Raw genomic sequence first — 14860 nt, 5'->3', positions numbered from 1 at the left:
TCTCGCGCAGATCCTCACCTGCGCGCCGCTCCGATGTCCCTGCTGTCGGTGCTGGCTCGTCCCGCACCGGCGGGAGTAGAACTGCCAAAGTAGTGCTAGCAGGACGCGGAAAAAGGGCTGTTCCTGGCAGGTCGGTCGTGATTCCCTTGGGTCGTTGAGAACGCGGCCTGTGAGGGGATGATGCGGGGTTCGGACGAACGCAGCGAGAGTCTGTTCAGCTACGTGAGCTGCGAGGCTCGGGTTCCGGCCGATCATCCGTTGCGGGCGATCCGGGCCATCGTGGACGAGGCGCTGGAGGTGATGTCGCCGGCATTCGAGGGGCTGTACTCCAAGATCGGGCGGCCGTCGATCCCGCCGGAAAAGCTGCTGCGGGCTTTGCTGCTCCAGGCCTTCCACTCGGTGCGCTCGGAACGCCAGCTTATGGAGCAGCTCGACTACAACCTGCTGTTCCGCTGGTTCGTCGGTTTGTCGATGGACGCCCCGGTGTGGGATGTTACCGTGTTCACCAAGAACCGCGAGCGCCTCCTGGCCGGCGATGTGGCGGCCAAGTTCCTGGCCACCGTGCTGGGCCAGCCGAAGGTCAAGGCGCTGCTGTCGGACGAGCATTTCTCGGTGGACGGCACGCTGATCGAAGCCTGGGCCTCGGTGAAGAGTTTCCGGCCCAAGGACGGCAGCGGCGAGCCGCCGGGGCCGGGGCGCAACGGCGACCGCGACTTCCATGGTGAGAAGCGGTCCAACGAGACCCATGCGTCGACCAGCGATCCCGAGGCCCGGCTGTACCGCAAGGGCAACCGGCGAAGCTCGCCTTCATGGGCCATGCGTTGATGGAGAACCGCCACGCCCTGGTGGTGGATGTCCGGCTCACCGCGGCCACCGGTCTGGCTGAACGCGAAGCGGCGGTTTCTTCCATGGTCGAGGCCATCCCCGGCCGCCACCGCATCACGGTGGGCGCCGACAAGGCTTACGATACCAAGGATTTCGTGGCGAACATGCGCGAGTTGGGCGCGGCCCCCCCATGTCGCGCAGAACACGAGCAACCGCCGTTCGGCGATCGATGGCCGGACCACCCATCACCCCGGCTACGCCGTCAGCCTAAGAATTCGCAAACGGATCGAGGAGGTCTTCGGCTGGATCAAGGGAGCCGGCTTGCGCAAAACGCGCCATCGCGGCACCGCCCACGTCGGTTGGATGTTCACCCTGACCGCCACCGCCTACAACCTGATCCGCCTGCCCAAGCTGCTGGCGGCGGCATAATCACGCCCGGAGTCCGCCTGAACGGCAGTTCCGGGAGCCTTGGAGCGCGAAAAGGCGCTCCATTCTGATAAAAACGGCCGTCGCAAACGCCATTTTCAAGCCTTAGCGGTGGAAAAGGCCAGAATATGTTCGTTTTTCCGCAGCCTGTTAAGGCTGTCGGCAACGCGGATCGGCATGGCGCAGCCGGATCAGGTCCGCCGTGGTCAACAGACGCTCGTCTATCCGGTGCAGCGATAGACCTGATTGCCGGCCGCGCGCAGGGCCTGGACGGCGCGATAGAGGGCGTCCGCCTCACGCTGGGGCTGCACCGGCCGGTGGCGCGCGGAACGCGGCGGATCGCCCAGTCCAGGCGAAGCTGCCGGTCGCGCCAGCGGCGTGACAGGGTGCCGGGCTGGACGGGCGTGGCTCACGCCCTCCCCTCGACGCTGGCGCCGAGCTGGGCGCGGACGGCAGCGATGGCCGTGGCTGGGATCTCGCAGTCCGGGCTGTCGGGCGGATCGCCCCAGAAGCTGTTCCAGCCCAGGCGGCCCCGGCTGAACCACTGGTCGAGCTGCTGGGCGAAGTCGCGGATTCGCATCGGGTGCAGGCGGGGGCAGCGCTCCGCGAGGATGGCTTCGATGGCCGCCCTCGACGGGGGGTACGCGCCCATCGTCGCCGGCTCCGGTGAACGTCCGCAGGCCTTGATCCGCGAATCGGGGACCGGCGGCATGGGCTCGTCCGTCCAGCGCTCCTGTGCCAGCCAGGTCGCCGGGTTGCAGGGCCGGGGTGCCTCTGGATGGGCCAGCCGCTCGCGGTAGCGGATCGCCCCGGCCAGCAGATCCTCCCGCGTCGCTCCACGCTTTCGGGCGGCGCGGTAGGCCCGCTCGGCGGCGGGCCGGCCGACCCGGTGCGGGTAGCGGCCGTACCACTCGGCGAAATCCGCCGCCAGCGACGACCGGTCGAGCGGCGGATCGTCCGGCGGCGGGGGGCTTTGGGGGGATTCTTGTCTTTCTGTAATCTGGATTCTGGAGTCTGTCGCGCGCAGAGGGCGTGACGTCACGGCCGGCGACGCGGCCTTCCCCGGTTCCCCGGCGGCGGTCTTGCGGGCGCGGTGGTCGCGCATCCGCTCGGCCCCGCTGTGGTCGCTCTTGAACTGGCGCTTGTCCCAGGCGCTGAGGCGGTCGCCGTCCAGCGTGACGCCCTGCATCGCGGCGCGGATCGCCGCGACGGCCGCCGCCGGCAGATCGAGCGCCGCGCCGATCAGGCGGTCGCTCCACCCCAGCAGCGTGCCGCGCGGCTCGATGCCCGAGGCGTGGCACAGCATGGCGGCCCAGACCGCCAGCACGGCGAACACCGGCTGGCCGCTGTCGGCGGCGACCAGCCGCCATTTCGGGTCCATGGTGGTCTCGTTGTAGAGGCGAACCCATCTCATGGCGCGCCCTCCCCCCACCAGCGGTCGGCCGATTCGGGCGATGGTCGCGCGGGGCCGTCGCGCGGAGTCGCGCGTGTCGGGCTGCGGTCTTGCGGTGCTCATGGCGCATACCTGTCCTATCCCCGGCGGCGGTCGGGCCAGCCGGCGGTGAAGCCGTTCCCTGCGGGCGCACGGGCGCGGCTTCACCGCCAGCGCGGTGAGGAACTGACATGGGCGAGGTCGAGCAAGCCGGCGCCGTTGTCCGCCTCGTCCAATGGAACCTGGAGGAGGCGCGGGCCGCCGAAAGCAGGGCTGCGCGGACGGCACTGCCCAAGCTTCACAAGCGCCTGCTTGAAACCGCCCACATGCATCGGGAGTGCGCCGAGTTGGCGCGAAAGGAGCTGCTGTGAAGAAGCCCACCGTCACCCTCACCCTTGCCGACTTCCTCGCCGGTCCCGGCGGCGATCTGCTCCACCGGCTTGGCCTCCCCTCCGACCGGCTGGCCAACTGCACCGGTTGGGCTGCCCTGCGGTCGCTGGCGGTGGCCCACAACGACAAGATGGACGGCGAGCTGTGGGATGTCGCCGAACAGCTCAACGTCGTGCTGTCCACCGGAGAGCGCGTGGTCTTGCACGCCCTGCTGGCGGCGCTCGATTTCAGCAATCTTGCCGACAAGCTGACCGGTGACGAAGGCGCTTGGCGCCTGCTTGATTTCGCCCACGGCGCCCACCGCGACGCCGTTGCGGCCGCGATCCTCCGCCAGGACTGAGGGGCTGGTCATGGCCCAAGCGTGGACCGGCCCCATCCCTCTTACCCGCTGCCAGTTGGAGGCGCTACAGGTCCTGCATGAACTGGTCGACGTGCAGGGCCTGCAGCCGACGTACCTGGAAATCGGCTGCGAGCTGGAGTTGGTTGGGAAAAGCGGCGTCAGCAGAGTGCTGCGCAGCCTGGAGGAAAAGGGCTGGATCGAACTGGCTGTCCGCCCGCCACGGATCCGCCTCCTTCTGCCGCCGCCCATGTTGCCGGACGTCGGCCTGGAGTTCGTGGGCCGGTTCGATGATGGCGCGCTTCAGGCCGCGTATCAGGCCAGCCTGACCGAGGGGGCGTGAGGAGGTGGCCACACTGCGCATAGCGGCCGATCCAGCGGTTTGCGAGAGCCTTTATGGGCTGGACCGCTCCGTCCGCGTGGCGACCGCCGCCACGCTGCTGGACGCGGATGAGAGCCACATCCGACAGCTCCTCCGAGAGGGGGAACTGGAAGGCCACCGACTCGGCAAGCGCGGCGTGCGCATTTCCGTGGCCTCGATCGAGGCTTACCGGCAGCGCGGCATCATCCAGCCGGCGACGAAGCGGTCGGCGCCGAAGGCTGCCAAGCCGGCGCCGGTGACGGCAGCCCATCGGGAAGCCCTTGCCGCCTTGCGGGAAATGGGGGTCCTGGCGCAGCCTGCGGTGACGAAACCCACAACGCGGCGGCGAGGATGACCGTTTACCTGAACAAGGCGCGTGGACGCTGGATGTACAACTTCGTCCGGAATGGCCAGCGGCATGCCGGCTATTGCGTCGATCCAGCGTCCGGCGAGCCGGCGAAAACCAAGACCGAGGCGAAGCGCATCGAGGAGGCGCTGAAGGTCGAGGCGTCCAAGGAGCAGCCGCGGGCACTTCCGCCCGGCGCCTGCACGCTGGCCCAGACCTTTGCCGCCTTCGCAACGCGCAAGCGTGGCGGGAAGAACTGGTCGAACGAAGCGGCCTACATTCGCGAGATGCTGACGTGGTTCGGCGCCGATGCCCCGGTGTCGGACCTCACCGAACAGCACATCTGGGAATACGTGGCGTGGTCGCGCGAGCAACCGGTCATGATCTATGTCGGCGGCTCGAAGAAGCGGGACCCCAACGCGGATCCGGCGGACCTGTACCGGCCCAGCAACCGGAAGCGCAAGGACTCGACCATCAACCGCTACCTCATCTGTCTCGGCGAAGCCCTGGGCTTGGCGCATGGGTTGAAGGACTCGGGCGGACGCCCGCTCCTCGCCGAGTTGCCCAAGGTTCCCCGGCTGGCCGAGCCGGAACACCTGCCCCGCCCCGTCTCCGACGACGACCTCCGGGCAATCATCGAGCGGGTTCCCCAGCACCTTGCCGACGGCGTCGTGCTGGCCCGCCTGATGGGCTTCCGGAAGGGCGAGGTGTTCAGCCTCACGATCGAGCAAATCGATTTCCAGAACCGCGGTGTCTGGCTGGAGGCCAGTTCCACGAAGGCCAACCGTGCCGAGTTCGTCACGGCCGGCACGGAAGCCATGGAGGTCTTGATCCGACTCGTCACCCAGGCGCGCGACTGGAAGCAGCGGCACCTTCTCACCTACCAGCGCGGGGAGAAGGGGAAGCGCCAGCCGGTGAAGAACCCGAAGCGGGCTTGGCAGACCGCCATGAAGGCCCTGGGGTTGCAGTATCGCTTCCACGACACCAAAGCGAGCTACGTGACCGCCGTGGCGCATGTAGCGACGGCGGCCGTCACCCAGCAGCTTGCCCGGCATCGGAGTTACGAGACCACCAAGCGATACCTGCGGGTGGCCGATGAAGCGGCCCGCAACGCGGTCGAGGCGATCCCGATGAAGGCGTTCGCCAACCCGGCAACCCCACGGACTCGCAAACAGGAGTCGCAAACAGCCACCGCCGATGCCTCGCCATCCACCCCGGAACAGGGCAAAGAAAAAGCCCTGGAACCGTTGGGTTCCAAGGCTTTTCCGATCCGTCCGGAACTGGTCGGAGCGACAGGATTTGAACCTGCGACCCCCAGACCCCCAGTCTGATGCGCTACCAGGCTGCGCTACGCTCCGTCAAACAAACCGCAGTATTCCTGTGGCTTGGTTCCGAACGGTTTGACCAGGAAGCTTTCCTGGTCGTGGCGGAGGGGATGGGATTCGAACCCACGATACGGTTTAACCCGTATGACGGTTTAGCAAACCGTTGCCTTCAGCCACTCGGCCACCCCTCCAACCCGGTCCGCATCCTTGCGGTGCGGCTGGCGTGGGTGGGTTTCTAGCGGCCCGACCGGCCCCTTGTCAACGCTTACAAACCATAAATTCAAAAGATTAGAACAGCCAAGAAAGTGAGATAAATCTGTATAAAATTTTAGTCATTTTTTAATCTCCACGGGCTAGAATGGAAGCATGAGCAACGAACCCTTCGGGTGAACCGCCTCACCCGCCTGCCGCGGAGGACACCATGACCCTGTCACGCCGGTGCGCCGAAACGCTGATCGATCTCGTCGAAATCAAGTTGAGTTGCCTGGAGGTCACCGACCGCGAGGACATGCGGGAAAAGGAACTCCTGATGCGTTGCGTGCAGGAATTGAACGCGGAACTTCGGGGCGAGAACGGAAGCGCCGCCGCCCTGGCCGCGCCCAAGCGCCGCGGCCGTCGGCCCAAACACCTGCAACTGCATGAACTGCACGCCGCCTGACCCGTCCGGCGCTCCGGACCGGCGGCCGATGATCCACCTCGGCAGGCCCGAAGGTCAGGGAGAGGCCGCCGCTACCACCGGCTGCGGCTGAGCGGCCGGCGCCTCGCGCGGCAGGAGCAGGGTGAAGCGGGTCCCCTGCCCCGGCCAGGAGCGCACCGACACAGTGCCCCCCAGCGGCCCGGTGACCGTGTTGAACACGATGTGCAGGCCGAGCCCCGAACCGCCCTGCCCGCGCTTGGTGGTGAAGAAGGGGTCGAACACCCTCGACAGATGCTCCGGCTCGATTCCGGCGCCGTCGTCCATGAAGTCGATCCGCACCCGGTCCGGGCCATCCGCCTGCCCGGCGATTCGGATCGTTCCCGTTCCGCCGTCGCCATAGGCGTGGACGATGGCGTTGATCACCAGATTGGTCAGAACCTGACCGAGCGCGCCGGGAAAGCTGTCCATCATCAGATCCTCGGTGCACTCGACCGTCACGGTCAGCCGGGTCCGCTTCAACCGGGGACGCAGCGAGAACAGGATCTCCGCGATGTAGCCGCGCAGGTCGAAGACCCGGCGGTCGCCGGAAGACTGGTCGACCGCCACCTGCTTGAAGCTCTGGACCAGCGAGGCGGCGCGGTCGATGTTCGCCATCATCAGCCGGGCGCTCTCGCCCAGCCCGTCGAGGAAATCGGTGAAATCGGATCGGCGCAGCGTCCCGCAGGTGAAGCGGTCCCGCAGCATCTGCGCCTGCTCGCCGATGTGGCTGGCGGCGGTCAGGGCGATGCCGATCGGGGTGTTGATCTCATGCGCCACACCGGCGACCAGTTGGCCCAGCGACGCCATCGTCTCGGCCTGGATCAGACTCTCCTGGGCGGCCCGCAGGTCGGTCAGCGCCCGCTCGGCATCCTCACGCGCGCGAATCGAGGAAGCCTCCGCCGTCTTGCGGTCGGTGATGTCATACAGCCAGGTCAGCAGCGCCGACTCGCCGTCCAACTCGATCATGTTCCAGGAGGACAGCACCCAGACCACGGCACCGTCCGGCCGGCGGAAGCGGATCTCGGCGTCACGGAACGGCCCCTCGCGGTCGAATCGGGCGATCAGCGCCGCGCGGTCGGACGGGTCGGCGTAAAGATCCGGGATCGGCGTCCGCATCAGTTCGGCACGGTCGCGACCCAGCAGATGAACGGACTGGGCATTGCAGAACAGCCAGCGCCCATCGCGGGTCGTCAGGTTCAGGCCGATGGGCGCCGCCTCCATGATCTTCAGCAGCCTCTCCTCGCTGGCGCGCAGGCGCTCGCTCTGCCGCCGCGATTCGGTGATGTCGCTCATGATCCCGGCGTAGCGGACCGCGCGCGCCTCGCCGTCACGAAAGGCCCGGCCCTTGGCGGCGATCCAGATCCAGCCGCCGCTTTCGTGCCGCATGCGGTATTCGTAGGCGTAGCTGCTGGTCTCGCCGCCGAGATGGGCGGCGATGTGGGCGAGAACCCGCTCGCGGTCGTCGGGGTGCAGACGCCGTTCCCAGAAATCGGCGGGCATCGGCGGGACATCGGCATAGCCGAGCATCGCGGGGAAGGTGTCCGACCACCAGCAGGTGCCGGCCACCAGATCGGCGTCCCAAACCGCCGCTCCGGTCGCCTCCAGCGCCATCTCCAGCCGCTCGCCGATGATACCGCGATGGACGGCGGCCTCGCGTTCGAGCAGCGCGCTGCCGGTGGAACGGTGTCCATGGCGCTGCCCCCGCCGCCAGCCCAGCGCGGCTCCCGAAACAGCGCCGAGGAGCATGCCGACGCCCAGCGCCGCCAGCGCGACGATCACCCCCTCGTCCGTCATGGCCCCTCCCCATCCGAGAGATAGTGGCCACAGCAGTCCGGAAAATCCAATCCCGCCGTTTGGCCGGACGGAATGCCCGCCCCAAGAAAAAAGCCTCTCCCGCGACGGGAGAGGCTTTCTCACAGGCTTGGCCGGACGGCGCGTGGCGTCGGCGGCGTCAGCCCTTCAGCTTGGCGGTCAGGATTTCGTTGACCAGGGCGGGATTCGCCTTGCCCTGGGTCGCCTTCATGACCTGGCCGACGAAGAAGCCGAACAGCTTGTCCTTGCCGCCGCGGAACTCGGCCACCTTGTCGGCGTTGGCGGCCATCACCGTGTCGATGGCGCCCTCGATGGCGCCGGTGTCGGTGACCTGCCGCAGCCCCTTCTTCTCGACGATGTCGGCGGCCTTTTCACCAGTCTCGAACATCGCCTCGAACACCTCCTTGGCGATGCGGCCGGAGATGGTGTTGTCGGCGATCAGGTCGATCAGGCCGCCGAGATTCTCGGCGCTGACCGGGCTGTCCTCGATCTCCTTGCCAGCCTTGTTCAGATAGCCGAACAGCTCGCCGGTGACCCAATTGGAGGCCAGTTTCGGGTCACGCCCCTTGGCGACCGCCTCGAAGTAATCGGCCTTGGCGCGTTCCGACACCAGCACGCCGGCGTCGTACACCGACAGCTTGTAGTCGTCGATGAAGCGCGCCTTCTTCTCGTCGGGCAACTCCGGCAAGGTGTTCCTGATCGCCTCGACCCAGTCGGCCTCCAGTTCAAGCGGCAGCAGGTCGGGGTCGGGGAAGTAGCGGTAGTCGTGCGCCTCCTCCTTCGACCGCATCGAGCGGGTCACGAACTTGGTCGTGTCCCACAGGCGGGTCTCCTGCTTGATCGTGCCGCCCTCCTCGATCACCTCGATCTGACGGCGCGCCTCGTACTCGATGGCGGCCTGGACGAAGCGGATGGAGTTGACGTTCTTGATCTCGCAGCGCGTGCCGAAGGGCGCGCCCGGCTTGCGCACCGACACGTTCACGTCGCAGCGCATGGAGCCCTCCTCCATGTTGCCGTCGCAGGTGCCGAGGTAGCGCAGGATCGAACGCAGCTTGCGCAGGTAGGCGCCGGCCTCCTCCGAGGTGCGCATGTCGGGTTCCGACACGATCTCCATCAGGGCGACGCCCGACCGGTTGAGGTCGATGTAGGTCTTGGCCGGGTGCTGGTCGTGCAGGGACTTGCCCGCGTCCTGCTCCAGATGCAGGCGGGTGATGCCGACGGTGCGGCTGGTGCCGTCGGGCAGGTCCAGCACGATCTCGCCGGTGCCGACGATCGGCTGGAGGAACTGGCTGATCTGGTAGCCCTGCGGCAGGTCGGCGTAGAAGTAGTTCTTGCGGTCGAACACCGAGTGCAGGTTGATCTGCGCTTTCAGTCCCAGCCCGGTGCGGACCGCCTGCTCGACGCAATACTCGTTGATGACCGGCAGCATGCCGGGGAACGCGGCGTCGACGAAGCTGACCTGGCTGTTGGGGGCCGCCCCGAACTCGGTGGCGGAGCCGGAAAACAGCTTCGCGTTCGAAATCACCTGGGCATGCACCTCAAGCCCGATCACGATTTCCCAATCGCCCGTTTCACCCTGGATGTACGACATCGTTCCGCTCTTCGACGTTCTGGCGCGGGGACGGCCGGACGGCGCCCGGCAGTCCCTTGGAATCCCACTCTTCTTCTAACGCCCTTTGCGCGGCGGCGCACGCTTTATCACGCCGGCCGGACGCTACCCCCATTGCGCGACAGCCCCGGAGACCTCCGTTAACCATCAGGCAAGCTTTCACCGCCACGCTGGACCCAGCAGCAAGGAGGTTCGGTCATGGCGGTGAAGACGGCGGCACGGACGGCGGCACGGTGGCTCGGCCTGGGCGCCCTGCTGACGATGGGCGCCGCCACGCACGGCTTCGCCGCCGACACGCCGGCCGCCATGGCGGTGGCGCACCCCGCCCCCCCGCCCGCCGCCGAGCGCGTTGCCAGCGAGTTCCCGGACGCGGCCCTCAGCCGCTCCGAGCAGGGCGGCGCCACCGTGCTGCGGGTCGACGGAATCATCACCGCCGGAGTCGAGCAGCGCTTCGCCGAAACCCTGCGCGGCCTGCCGGCCGGACGTCCGCTGGTGGTCGAACTGTCCAGCCCGGGCGGCTTCACCTCGGCCGGCTACAGGATGATCGACGCGGTGCTGGCCGAGCGGCAGTCGGGGCGCTCCATCGCCACGCGGGTGCGCGGCGGCGAATCCTGCGAGAGCATGTGCGTCGGCCTCTACCTCGCCGGCTATCCGCGCTACGCGGCGCCCAGCGCGGAGTTCATGGTGCACGCCCCGCGCATGGCGGAGAACGGCCGGATGACCATGCGCTCGACACAGACGATGGTGCAGCGGCTGGTGTCGCTCGGCGCCTCGCCGGTGTGGGTCGAACGGGTCAAGGCGGCCGGCGGCTTCTCCGGCACCCTCGACTACCGCGAGAAGGCCGACCGGCTGACCGCCGACGGCGCCAACATCGTCACCGAACTGACCCGCTGACACCGGCCGGAAGGGCCGCGCCCGCTCACGCCGCCGCGACCGCCTCCGGTGAGCGGCCGACGAGCCGCTCGTAGACCTGCGGATCGGTCGCCCCCTCCGTCCCGAACACCAGCACCCGCGCGTCGGGCGCCAGCCCGAGCGCGTGACGGACATCCTCGTGCGCGGCGGCGCAGAGCAGGCCGGCCAGACCGGCCACCCCCGATTCCCCGGCGACGATCGCCCGCCCGCCATGCTCGCCGTCGGCCAGCTTGCGCATGGTGCGGACGGCACCTTCGTCCGGAATGGTCAGGAAATCGTCGGCCCCGCGTTCCAGGATCGCCCAGGCCAACAGCGAGACCTCGCCGCAGGCCAGACCGGCCATGACGGTGTCGAGCCCGCCCTTTGACCGGGCCGGACGCCCCGCCAGCGCGCTCTGATACAGGCAATCGGCGTTGTGGGGCTCGACCACGACGAGGCGCGGGCGCTGGCGGCCCAGGCTCTCCCACAGATGGGCGCAGACGGCGGCGGGCAGACTGCCGACCCCGCCCTGGACGAAGACATGGGTCGGCCGCTCGCTGGCGGGAAGCTGCGAGAGCGCCTCCTCCACCATCACGCTGTAGCCCTGCATGACGTCGCGCGGGATGTCCATGTAGCCGGTGTAGGAGGTGTCGGACACCACGAACCAGCCGTTCGCCGCCGCGTCGGCCGCCGCGCGCCGCACCGCGTCGTCATAGGGGCCGTCCACCACCACCACCTTCGCGCCATAGGCGGCGATGGCCTCGCGCCGCCCGGCCGAACAGGCGGCGGGGACATAGATCACGCAGTTGCAGCCGAACACCTGGGCGCCCCAGGCGACCGAGCGGCCATGGTTGCCGTCGGTCGCCGTGGTCACGGTCAAGGCGCGCGTCACCTTGGCGTAGCGCCCGACCACCAGATCGAGCGCCGTCACCGGCACGCCGGGAACCCGCGCCGTCACCTCGCGCGCCATCAGCCGCAGCACGGCGTAGGCCCCGCCCAGCGCCTTGAAACTGCCGAGCGCGAAGCGGCCGCTTTCGTCCTTGTACCAGAGCCGGTCGATCCCGGCCTCGCGCGCCAGACCGGGCAGCGAGCGCAGCGGCGTCGGCGCGTAGCCGGGCCAGGCGCCGATCTCGGCCATCGCCTCATCGAAGGCGGCGCGGCTCAGGATCGCGCGTTCCGAGGGGCCGTAGGCACGCTCACGGTCGGCGTTGGGGTTGGAAACCAGGCGGGGGATGCAGGACGACAGGGCTTCGGGCATCGATTCGCTCTCCGGGCCGCCGGTTCGAAAACCTGCGGCCACGAGACCAGAAGCCACCGCCACCCGTCAAGACGGGTCGCGCGACGCAGACGTCGAACGCCGAGGACAAAGGGTCGCAAGGACCGGCCGCGCTCCACGAAAGGAACGGCTCAACGCTTCCACTCGCGGCTGGACTTGATGAAATCGGTCAGCGTCACGCCGATCTTGTCGTCGATGATCGCCACCTCGCCGCGGGCCACCAGCACGCCTTCCACATAGACGTCGGTCGGGTCCTTGAGCTGCCGGTCCAGTTCCACGACGGCGCCGCGGCCCAGCTTCAGCAGGTCGCGGACGCGGAGCATGGCTGTGCCGATCACGACCTTGATCTCCACCGGCGCGTCGCCGATGGCGAAGGACCCCGGATCCCCGTCGTTGGGGTCGGGGGCGCCGAGCAGGTCGTCGATGTTGGCCATGGAACGGTCCTCCGCCGCGCGAGCGGGCGCGGTCCTGTGACGAGCCCGCCACCCTACACCCGGCGGCGGCGGTGGGGCAACGCCGTCCCAACCGCGGCCTTGCGACAAGAATGGGCTTCCCCCACACTGGCGGCCACCGGGGCGGCGCCCACCCGTCCCTCCACGCGCGTTCCGTTGGCGAAACGACCGCGCCGGCCACCAGGGACTCTCCAAAGGGGAGCAGCGTCACGCCATGACCGACCAGACCACAACGCCCACAACCAGGACGCCCCTGCCCGCAACGCCGCTGGTCGATGCCGGCTGGCTGAAGGCCAAGCTCGGCACCCCCGGCCTCGTCGTGCTCGATGTCCGCACGCCGCCGGCCGGCGGCTTCGTTCCGGGATCGCTCCATTCCGACTACGCAACGGCCGGCTGGCGCGCCACCATCGGCGCCGGCCCCGGCATGCTGCCGGACGAGGCGGCGCTGGAACGGATGATCGGCGGGCTGGGCATCGGCAACGCCGACCATGTGGTGCTGGTCGCGGCCGGCGCGAACGCCGCCGACATGGGCAACGCCACCCGGGTCTACTGGACGTTCCGGACGCTGGGCCACGACGCCGTGTCGGTGCTCGACGGCGGCTTCAAGGCGTGGACCGCCGCCGGCAACCCGGTGGAGGCCGAGCCGGCGACCCGTCCGGCGACGACCTTCACCGCCGCCCCGCGTGGCGACCTGCGCGCCACCCTGCCCCAGGTCGAGGCCGCCGTCGCCGCCGGCACCACGCCGCTGCACGACGCCCGATCGGCCGAGCAGTTCGCCGGCAAGGCGAAGAGCCCGCAGGCGCGCGCCGCCGGCACCTTGCCCGGCGCGGTCAACATCGACAACGGCGCCTTCTATTCCGGAACCGACGGGCGCTTCGTGCCGGCCAGCACGGTGCGGGCGCTGGCCGACGAGGCCGGGCTGGGGTTGGACAACGCGCCGATCACCTTCTGCAACACCGGCCACCTTGCCTCGGTGTCGTGGTTCGCGCTGAGCGAGATCGCCGGCGTGGCCGGCGTGCGGCTCTACGACGGCTCCATGTCGGAGTGGAGCGCCGATCCGGCCCGGCCGCTCAAGAACGCCGGCTGACTCCTCACGCGGCGCGGCGGCGGCGCAGACGGGACAGGTCGGAGCGCCGCACCAGACCGAGCGCCAGCGCCGCGACCGCGTAGGCCACAATCCCGGCCACGGCCAGCAGCGCCAGCCCCGCCAGCCGCTCGAACAGGCCGTGCGCCGTCAGCCAGGGCGACAGCCGCTCCTGCACCAGCCACAGCACGCCCGCCATGACGGCGGCGGCGGCGGCCATGCGCGGCAGGTTGCGGAGCAGCCGCGCGTCGGCCTTGAACAGCCCGCGCCGGGTCAGCAGCCAGGCGAGCAACCCGGCGTTGACCCAGGCACCGACCGAGGTCGCCACCGCCAGCCCGACCTGAGCCAACGGGCCCATCAGCGCCAGCTTCAGCGCGACGTTGACCGCGACGGCGGCGAGCGCCACCCGCACCGGCGTCGCCGTGTCGTGGCGGGCGTAGAAGCCGCTGACGAGGCTGCGGATCACCACGAAGGCCGGCAGGCCGAGCGCGTAGGCCTGCAAGGTCGCGGCCGAGGCCGCCGCGTCGCTCGGCCCGAAGGCGCCGTGCTGGAACAGCACCGCGACGATCGGCAGCCCGGCGACCAGGAAGGCGACGGCGGCCGGCAGCGTCAGCACCAGCGAGAACTCGACCGCGCGGTTCTGGCTGTCGACCGCGCCGGCCTCGTCGCCGCCCTTGATGCGCTTGGCCATTTCCGGCAGCAGGACGGTGCCGACGGCGATGCCGATGACCCCCAGCGGCAGCTGGTTCAGCCGGTCGGCGTAATAGAGATAGGACACCGCCCCGGTCGGCAGGGCGGACGCGATCAGCGTGTCGGCGAACAGGCTGATCTGCGTCAGCCCCGACCCCAGCGCCGCCGGCCCCAGCACCGTCAGGAATCGCTTCACGTCGGCCGACCAGCGCGGCCGCGCCAGCCGCAGCCCCATCCCGGCCTTGCGCGCGTCCCAGGCCAGATAGGCGAACTGCGCGACGCCCGAGACGAAGACGCCCCAGGACAGCGCGTGCCCGGCGCTCGGCATCAGCGGGGTCGCCAGCACCAGCGCCGCGATCAGGCACAGGTTCATGACGATCGGCGCGGCGGCGGCGGCGCCGAAGCGGCTCATGCTGTTCAGCACCCCGCCATAGAGCGAGACCAGCGAGATGAACAGCAGGTAGGGGAAGGTGATGCTGGTGAACAGCACGGCCAGCCGGAACTTCTCCGGTTCGTCGGCGAATCCGGGGGCGAAGACCGTCATGAATTGTGGCATCACCGCCAGCACCGCCAGCAGGAACAGCAGCTGCACGACCAGCAGCAGCGCCATCACCTCCTCGGCGAAACGCTTGGCCGCCCCCTGCCCGTCCTGCACCAGCTTGGCCGAGAAGAGCGGCACGAAGGCCGAGTTGAAGGCCCCCTCGGCGAACAACGCGCGGAAGTGATTCGGCAGCCGGAAAGCGACGAAGAAGGCGTCGGCGACCGGACCGGCACCGAGCAGCGACGCGGTCAGCACGTCGCGCAGGAAGCCCAGCACCCGGCTGGCCAGCGTCAGGCCGCCGACGGACAGAATGTGACGGAACACGATTTCAGGGACCTTCGAGAAAAAACGCGGCCGGGAAAAACGCAGCGGCATCCTGGCGGCACC

General features: G+C 69.1%; 15 protein-coding genes, 2 tRNA genes and 1 pseudogene. 10 read left to right on the top strand and 8 right to left on the bottom strand.

The genetic code is table 11. From position 1 onward, the window contains the following. Positions 1-180 precede the first annotated feature (180 nt). Positions 181-1254 (top strand): annotated as a pseudogene (locus J2847_RS13300) (IS5 family transposase). A 39-nt stretch (positions 1255-1293) separates the two neighbouring features. Further along, positions 1294-1491: a hypothetical protein gene (locus J2847_RS13295; RefSeq protein ID WP_209779412.1), complete on the top strand. Its 198-nt coding sequence runs from the start codon at positions 1294-1296 to the stop codon at positions 1489-1491. A 169-nt stretch (positions 1492-1660) separates the two neighbouring features. Here the strand turns inward: J2847_RS13295 and J2847_RS13290 are convergent, their stop codons facing one another. Next, a complete protein-coding gene (locus J2847_RS13290; protein ID WP_209779411.1) occupies positions 1661-2665 on the bottom strand; it encodes a hypothetical protein in 1005 nt (334 codons plus the stop codon). Between the two features lie 209 nt (positions 2666-2874). On the opposite strand from J2847_RS13290, the gene J2847_RS13285 reads away from it, so the two are divergent. Genes J2847_RS13285 through J2847_RS34920 form a run of 5 tightly spaced genes read left to right on the top strand, consistent with a single transcriptional unit; the run spans position 2875 to position 5448 of the window. Next, positions 2875-3054 carry a hypothetical protein gene (locus tag J2847_RS13285; protein ID WP_209779410.1) on the top strand — a complete coding sequence of 60 codons (180 nt, stop codon included), beginning with the start codon at positions 2875-2877 and terminating at the stop codon, positions 3052-3054. Further along, positions 3051-3413, top strand: coding sequence for a hypothetical protein (locus J2847_RS13280; RefSeq protein ID WP_209779409.1), 363 nt, complete (start codon positions 3051-3053; stop codon positions 3411-3413). Before J2847_RS13285 ends, J2847_RS13280 begins: the two co-directional genes overlap by 4 nt. A gap of 10 nt (positions 3414-3423) precedes the next feature. Beyond that, positions 3424-3753 carry a LexA family protein gene (locus J2847_RS13275; protein WP_209779408.1) on the top strand — a complete coding sequence of 110 codons (330 nt, stop codon included), beginning with the start codon at positions 3424-3426 and terminating at the stop codon, positions 3751-3753. A 4-nt stretch (positions 3754-3757) separates the two neighbouring features. Further along, on the top strand, positions 3758-4126 hold the full coding sequence (locus J2847_RS34925; RefSeq protein ID WP_209779407.1) for a helix-turn-helix domain-containing protein: 369 nt from the start codon (positions 3758-3760) through the stop codon (positions 4124-4126). Continuing rightward, positions 4123-5448 (top strand): tyrosine-type recombinase/integrase, encoded by a 1326-nt coding sequence (locus tag J2847_RS34920; RefSeq protein WP_209779431.1) that lies wholly within the window; start codon positions 4123-4125, stop codon positions 5446-5448. Before J2847_RS34925 ends, J2847_RS34920 begins: the two co-directional genes overlap by 4 nt. On the opposite strand, the gene J2847_RS13260 is transcribed toward J2847_RS34920, so the two are convergent. Together J2847_RS13260 and J2847_RS13255 are read right to left on the bottom strand one after the other, a co-directional pair. Next, a tRNA-Pro gene (locus J2847_RS13260) sits at positions 5399-5475 on the bottom strand. The genes J2847_RS34920 and J2847_RS13260 overlap by 50 nt on opposite strands. Before the next feature lie 66 nt (positions 5476-5541). Beyond that, positions 5542-5633, bottom strand: a tRNA-Ser gene (locus tag J2847_RS13255). 230 nt (positions 5634-5863) lie between these two features. On the opposite strand from J2847_RS13255, the gene J2847_RS13250 reads away from it, so the two are divergent. After that, positions 5864-6100 (top strand): hypothetical protein, encoded by a 237-nt coding sequence (locus J2847_RS13250; protein ID WP_085556878.1) that lies wholly within the window; start codon positions 5864-5866, stop codon positions 6098-6100. 54 nt (positions 6101-6154) lie between these two features. Here the strand turns inward: J2847_RS13250 and J2847_RS13245 are convergent, their stop codons facing one another. Together J2847_RS13245 and gatB are read right to left on the bottom strand one after the other, a co-directional pair. Further along, positions 6155-7912 (bottom strand): PAS domain-containing sensor histidine kinase, encoded by a 1758-nt coding sequence (locus tag J2847_RS13245; RefSeq protein WP_209779406.1) that lies wholly within the window; start codon positions 7910-7912, stop codon positions 6155-6157. Between the two features lie 157 nt (positions 7913-8069). Then, positions 8070-9521, bottom strand: coding sequence for an Asp-tRNA(Asn)/Glu-tRNA(Gln) amidotransferase subunit GatB (gene gatB, locus J2847_RS13240; RefSeq protein WP_209779405.1), 1452 nt, complete (start codon positions 9519-9521; stop codon positions 8070-8072). A 216-nt stretch (positions 9522-9737) separates the two neighbouring features. Here gatB and J2847_RS13235 point away from each other — a divergent pair, with 216 nt between their 5' ends. After that, positions 9738-10433 (top strand): Clp protease/crotonase-like domain-containing protein, encoded by a 696-nt coding sequence (locus J2847_RS13235; protein ID WP_209779404.1) that lies wholly within the window; start codon positions 9738-9740, stop codon positions 10431-10433. Between the two features lie 25 nt (positions 10434-10458). Here J2847_RS13235 and J2847_RS13230 read toward each other — a convergent pair whose 3' ends face one another. After that, positions 10459-11688 carry a diaminopropionate ammonia-lyase gene (locus J2847_RS13230; protein WP_209779403.1) on the bottom strand — a complete coding sequence of 410 codons (1230 nt, stop codon included), beginning with the start codon at positions 11686-11688 and terminating at the stop codon, positions 10459-10461. Between the two features lie 149 nt (positions 11689-11837). After that, complete coding sequence (gene fliN / locus J2847_RS13225) at positions 11838-12140, bottom strand: flagellar motor switch protein FliN (RefSeq protein WP_085556883.1); 303 nt, start codon at positions 12138-12140, stop codon at positions 11838-11840. A gap of 232 nt (positions 12141-12372) precedes the next feature. Between fliN and J2847_RS13220 the strand changes: the two genes are divergently transcribed. After that, positions 12373-13245, top strand: coding sequence for a sulfurtransferase (locus J2847_RS13220; protein ID WP_209779402.1), 873 nt, complete (start codon positions 12373-12375; stop codon positions 13243-13245). Positions 13246-13249: 4 nt separating this feature from the next. Here the strand turns inward: J2847_RS13220 and murJ are convergent, their stop codons facing one another. Then, positions 13250-14797, bottom strand: coding sequence for a murein biosynthesis integral membrane protein MurJ (murJ, locus tag J2847_RS13215; RefSeq protein WP_209779401.1), 1548 nt, complete (start codon positions 14795-14797; stop codon positions 13250-13252). Positions 14798-14860: the final 63 nt, after the last annotated feature.

It is taken from the genome of Azospirillum agricola (assembly GCF_017876095.1).
GTDB lineage: Bacteria > Pseudomonadota > Alphaproteobacteria > Azospirillales > Azospirillaceae > Azospirillum > Azospirillum agricola.
This window is presented reverse-complemented; position numbering and strand designations above follow the sequence as displayed.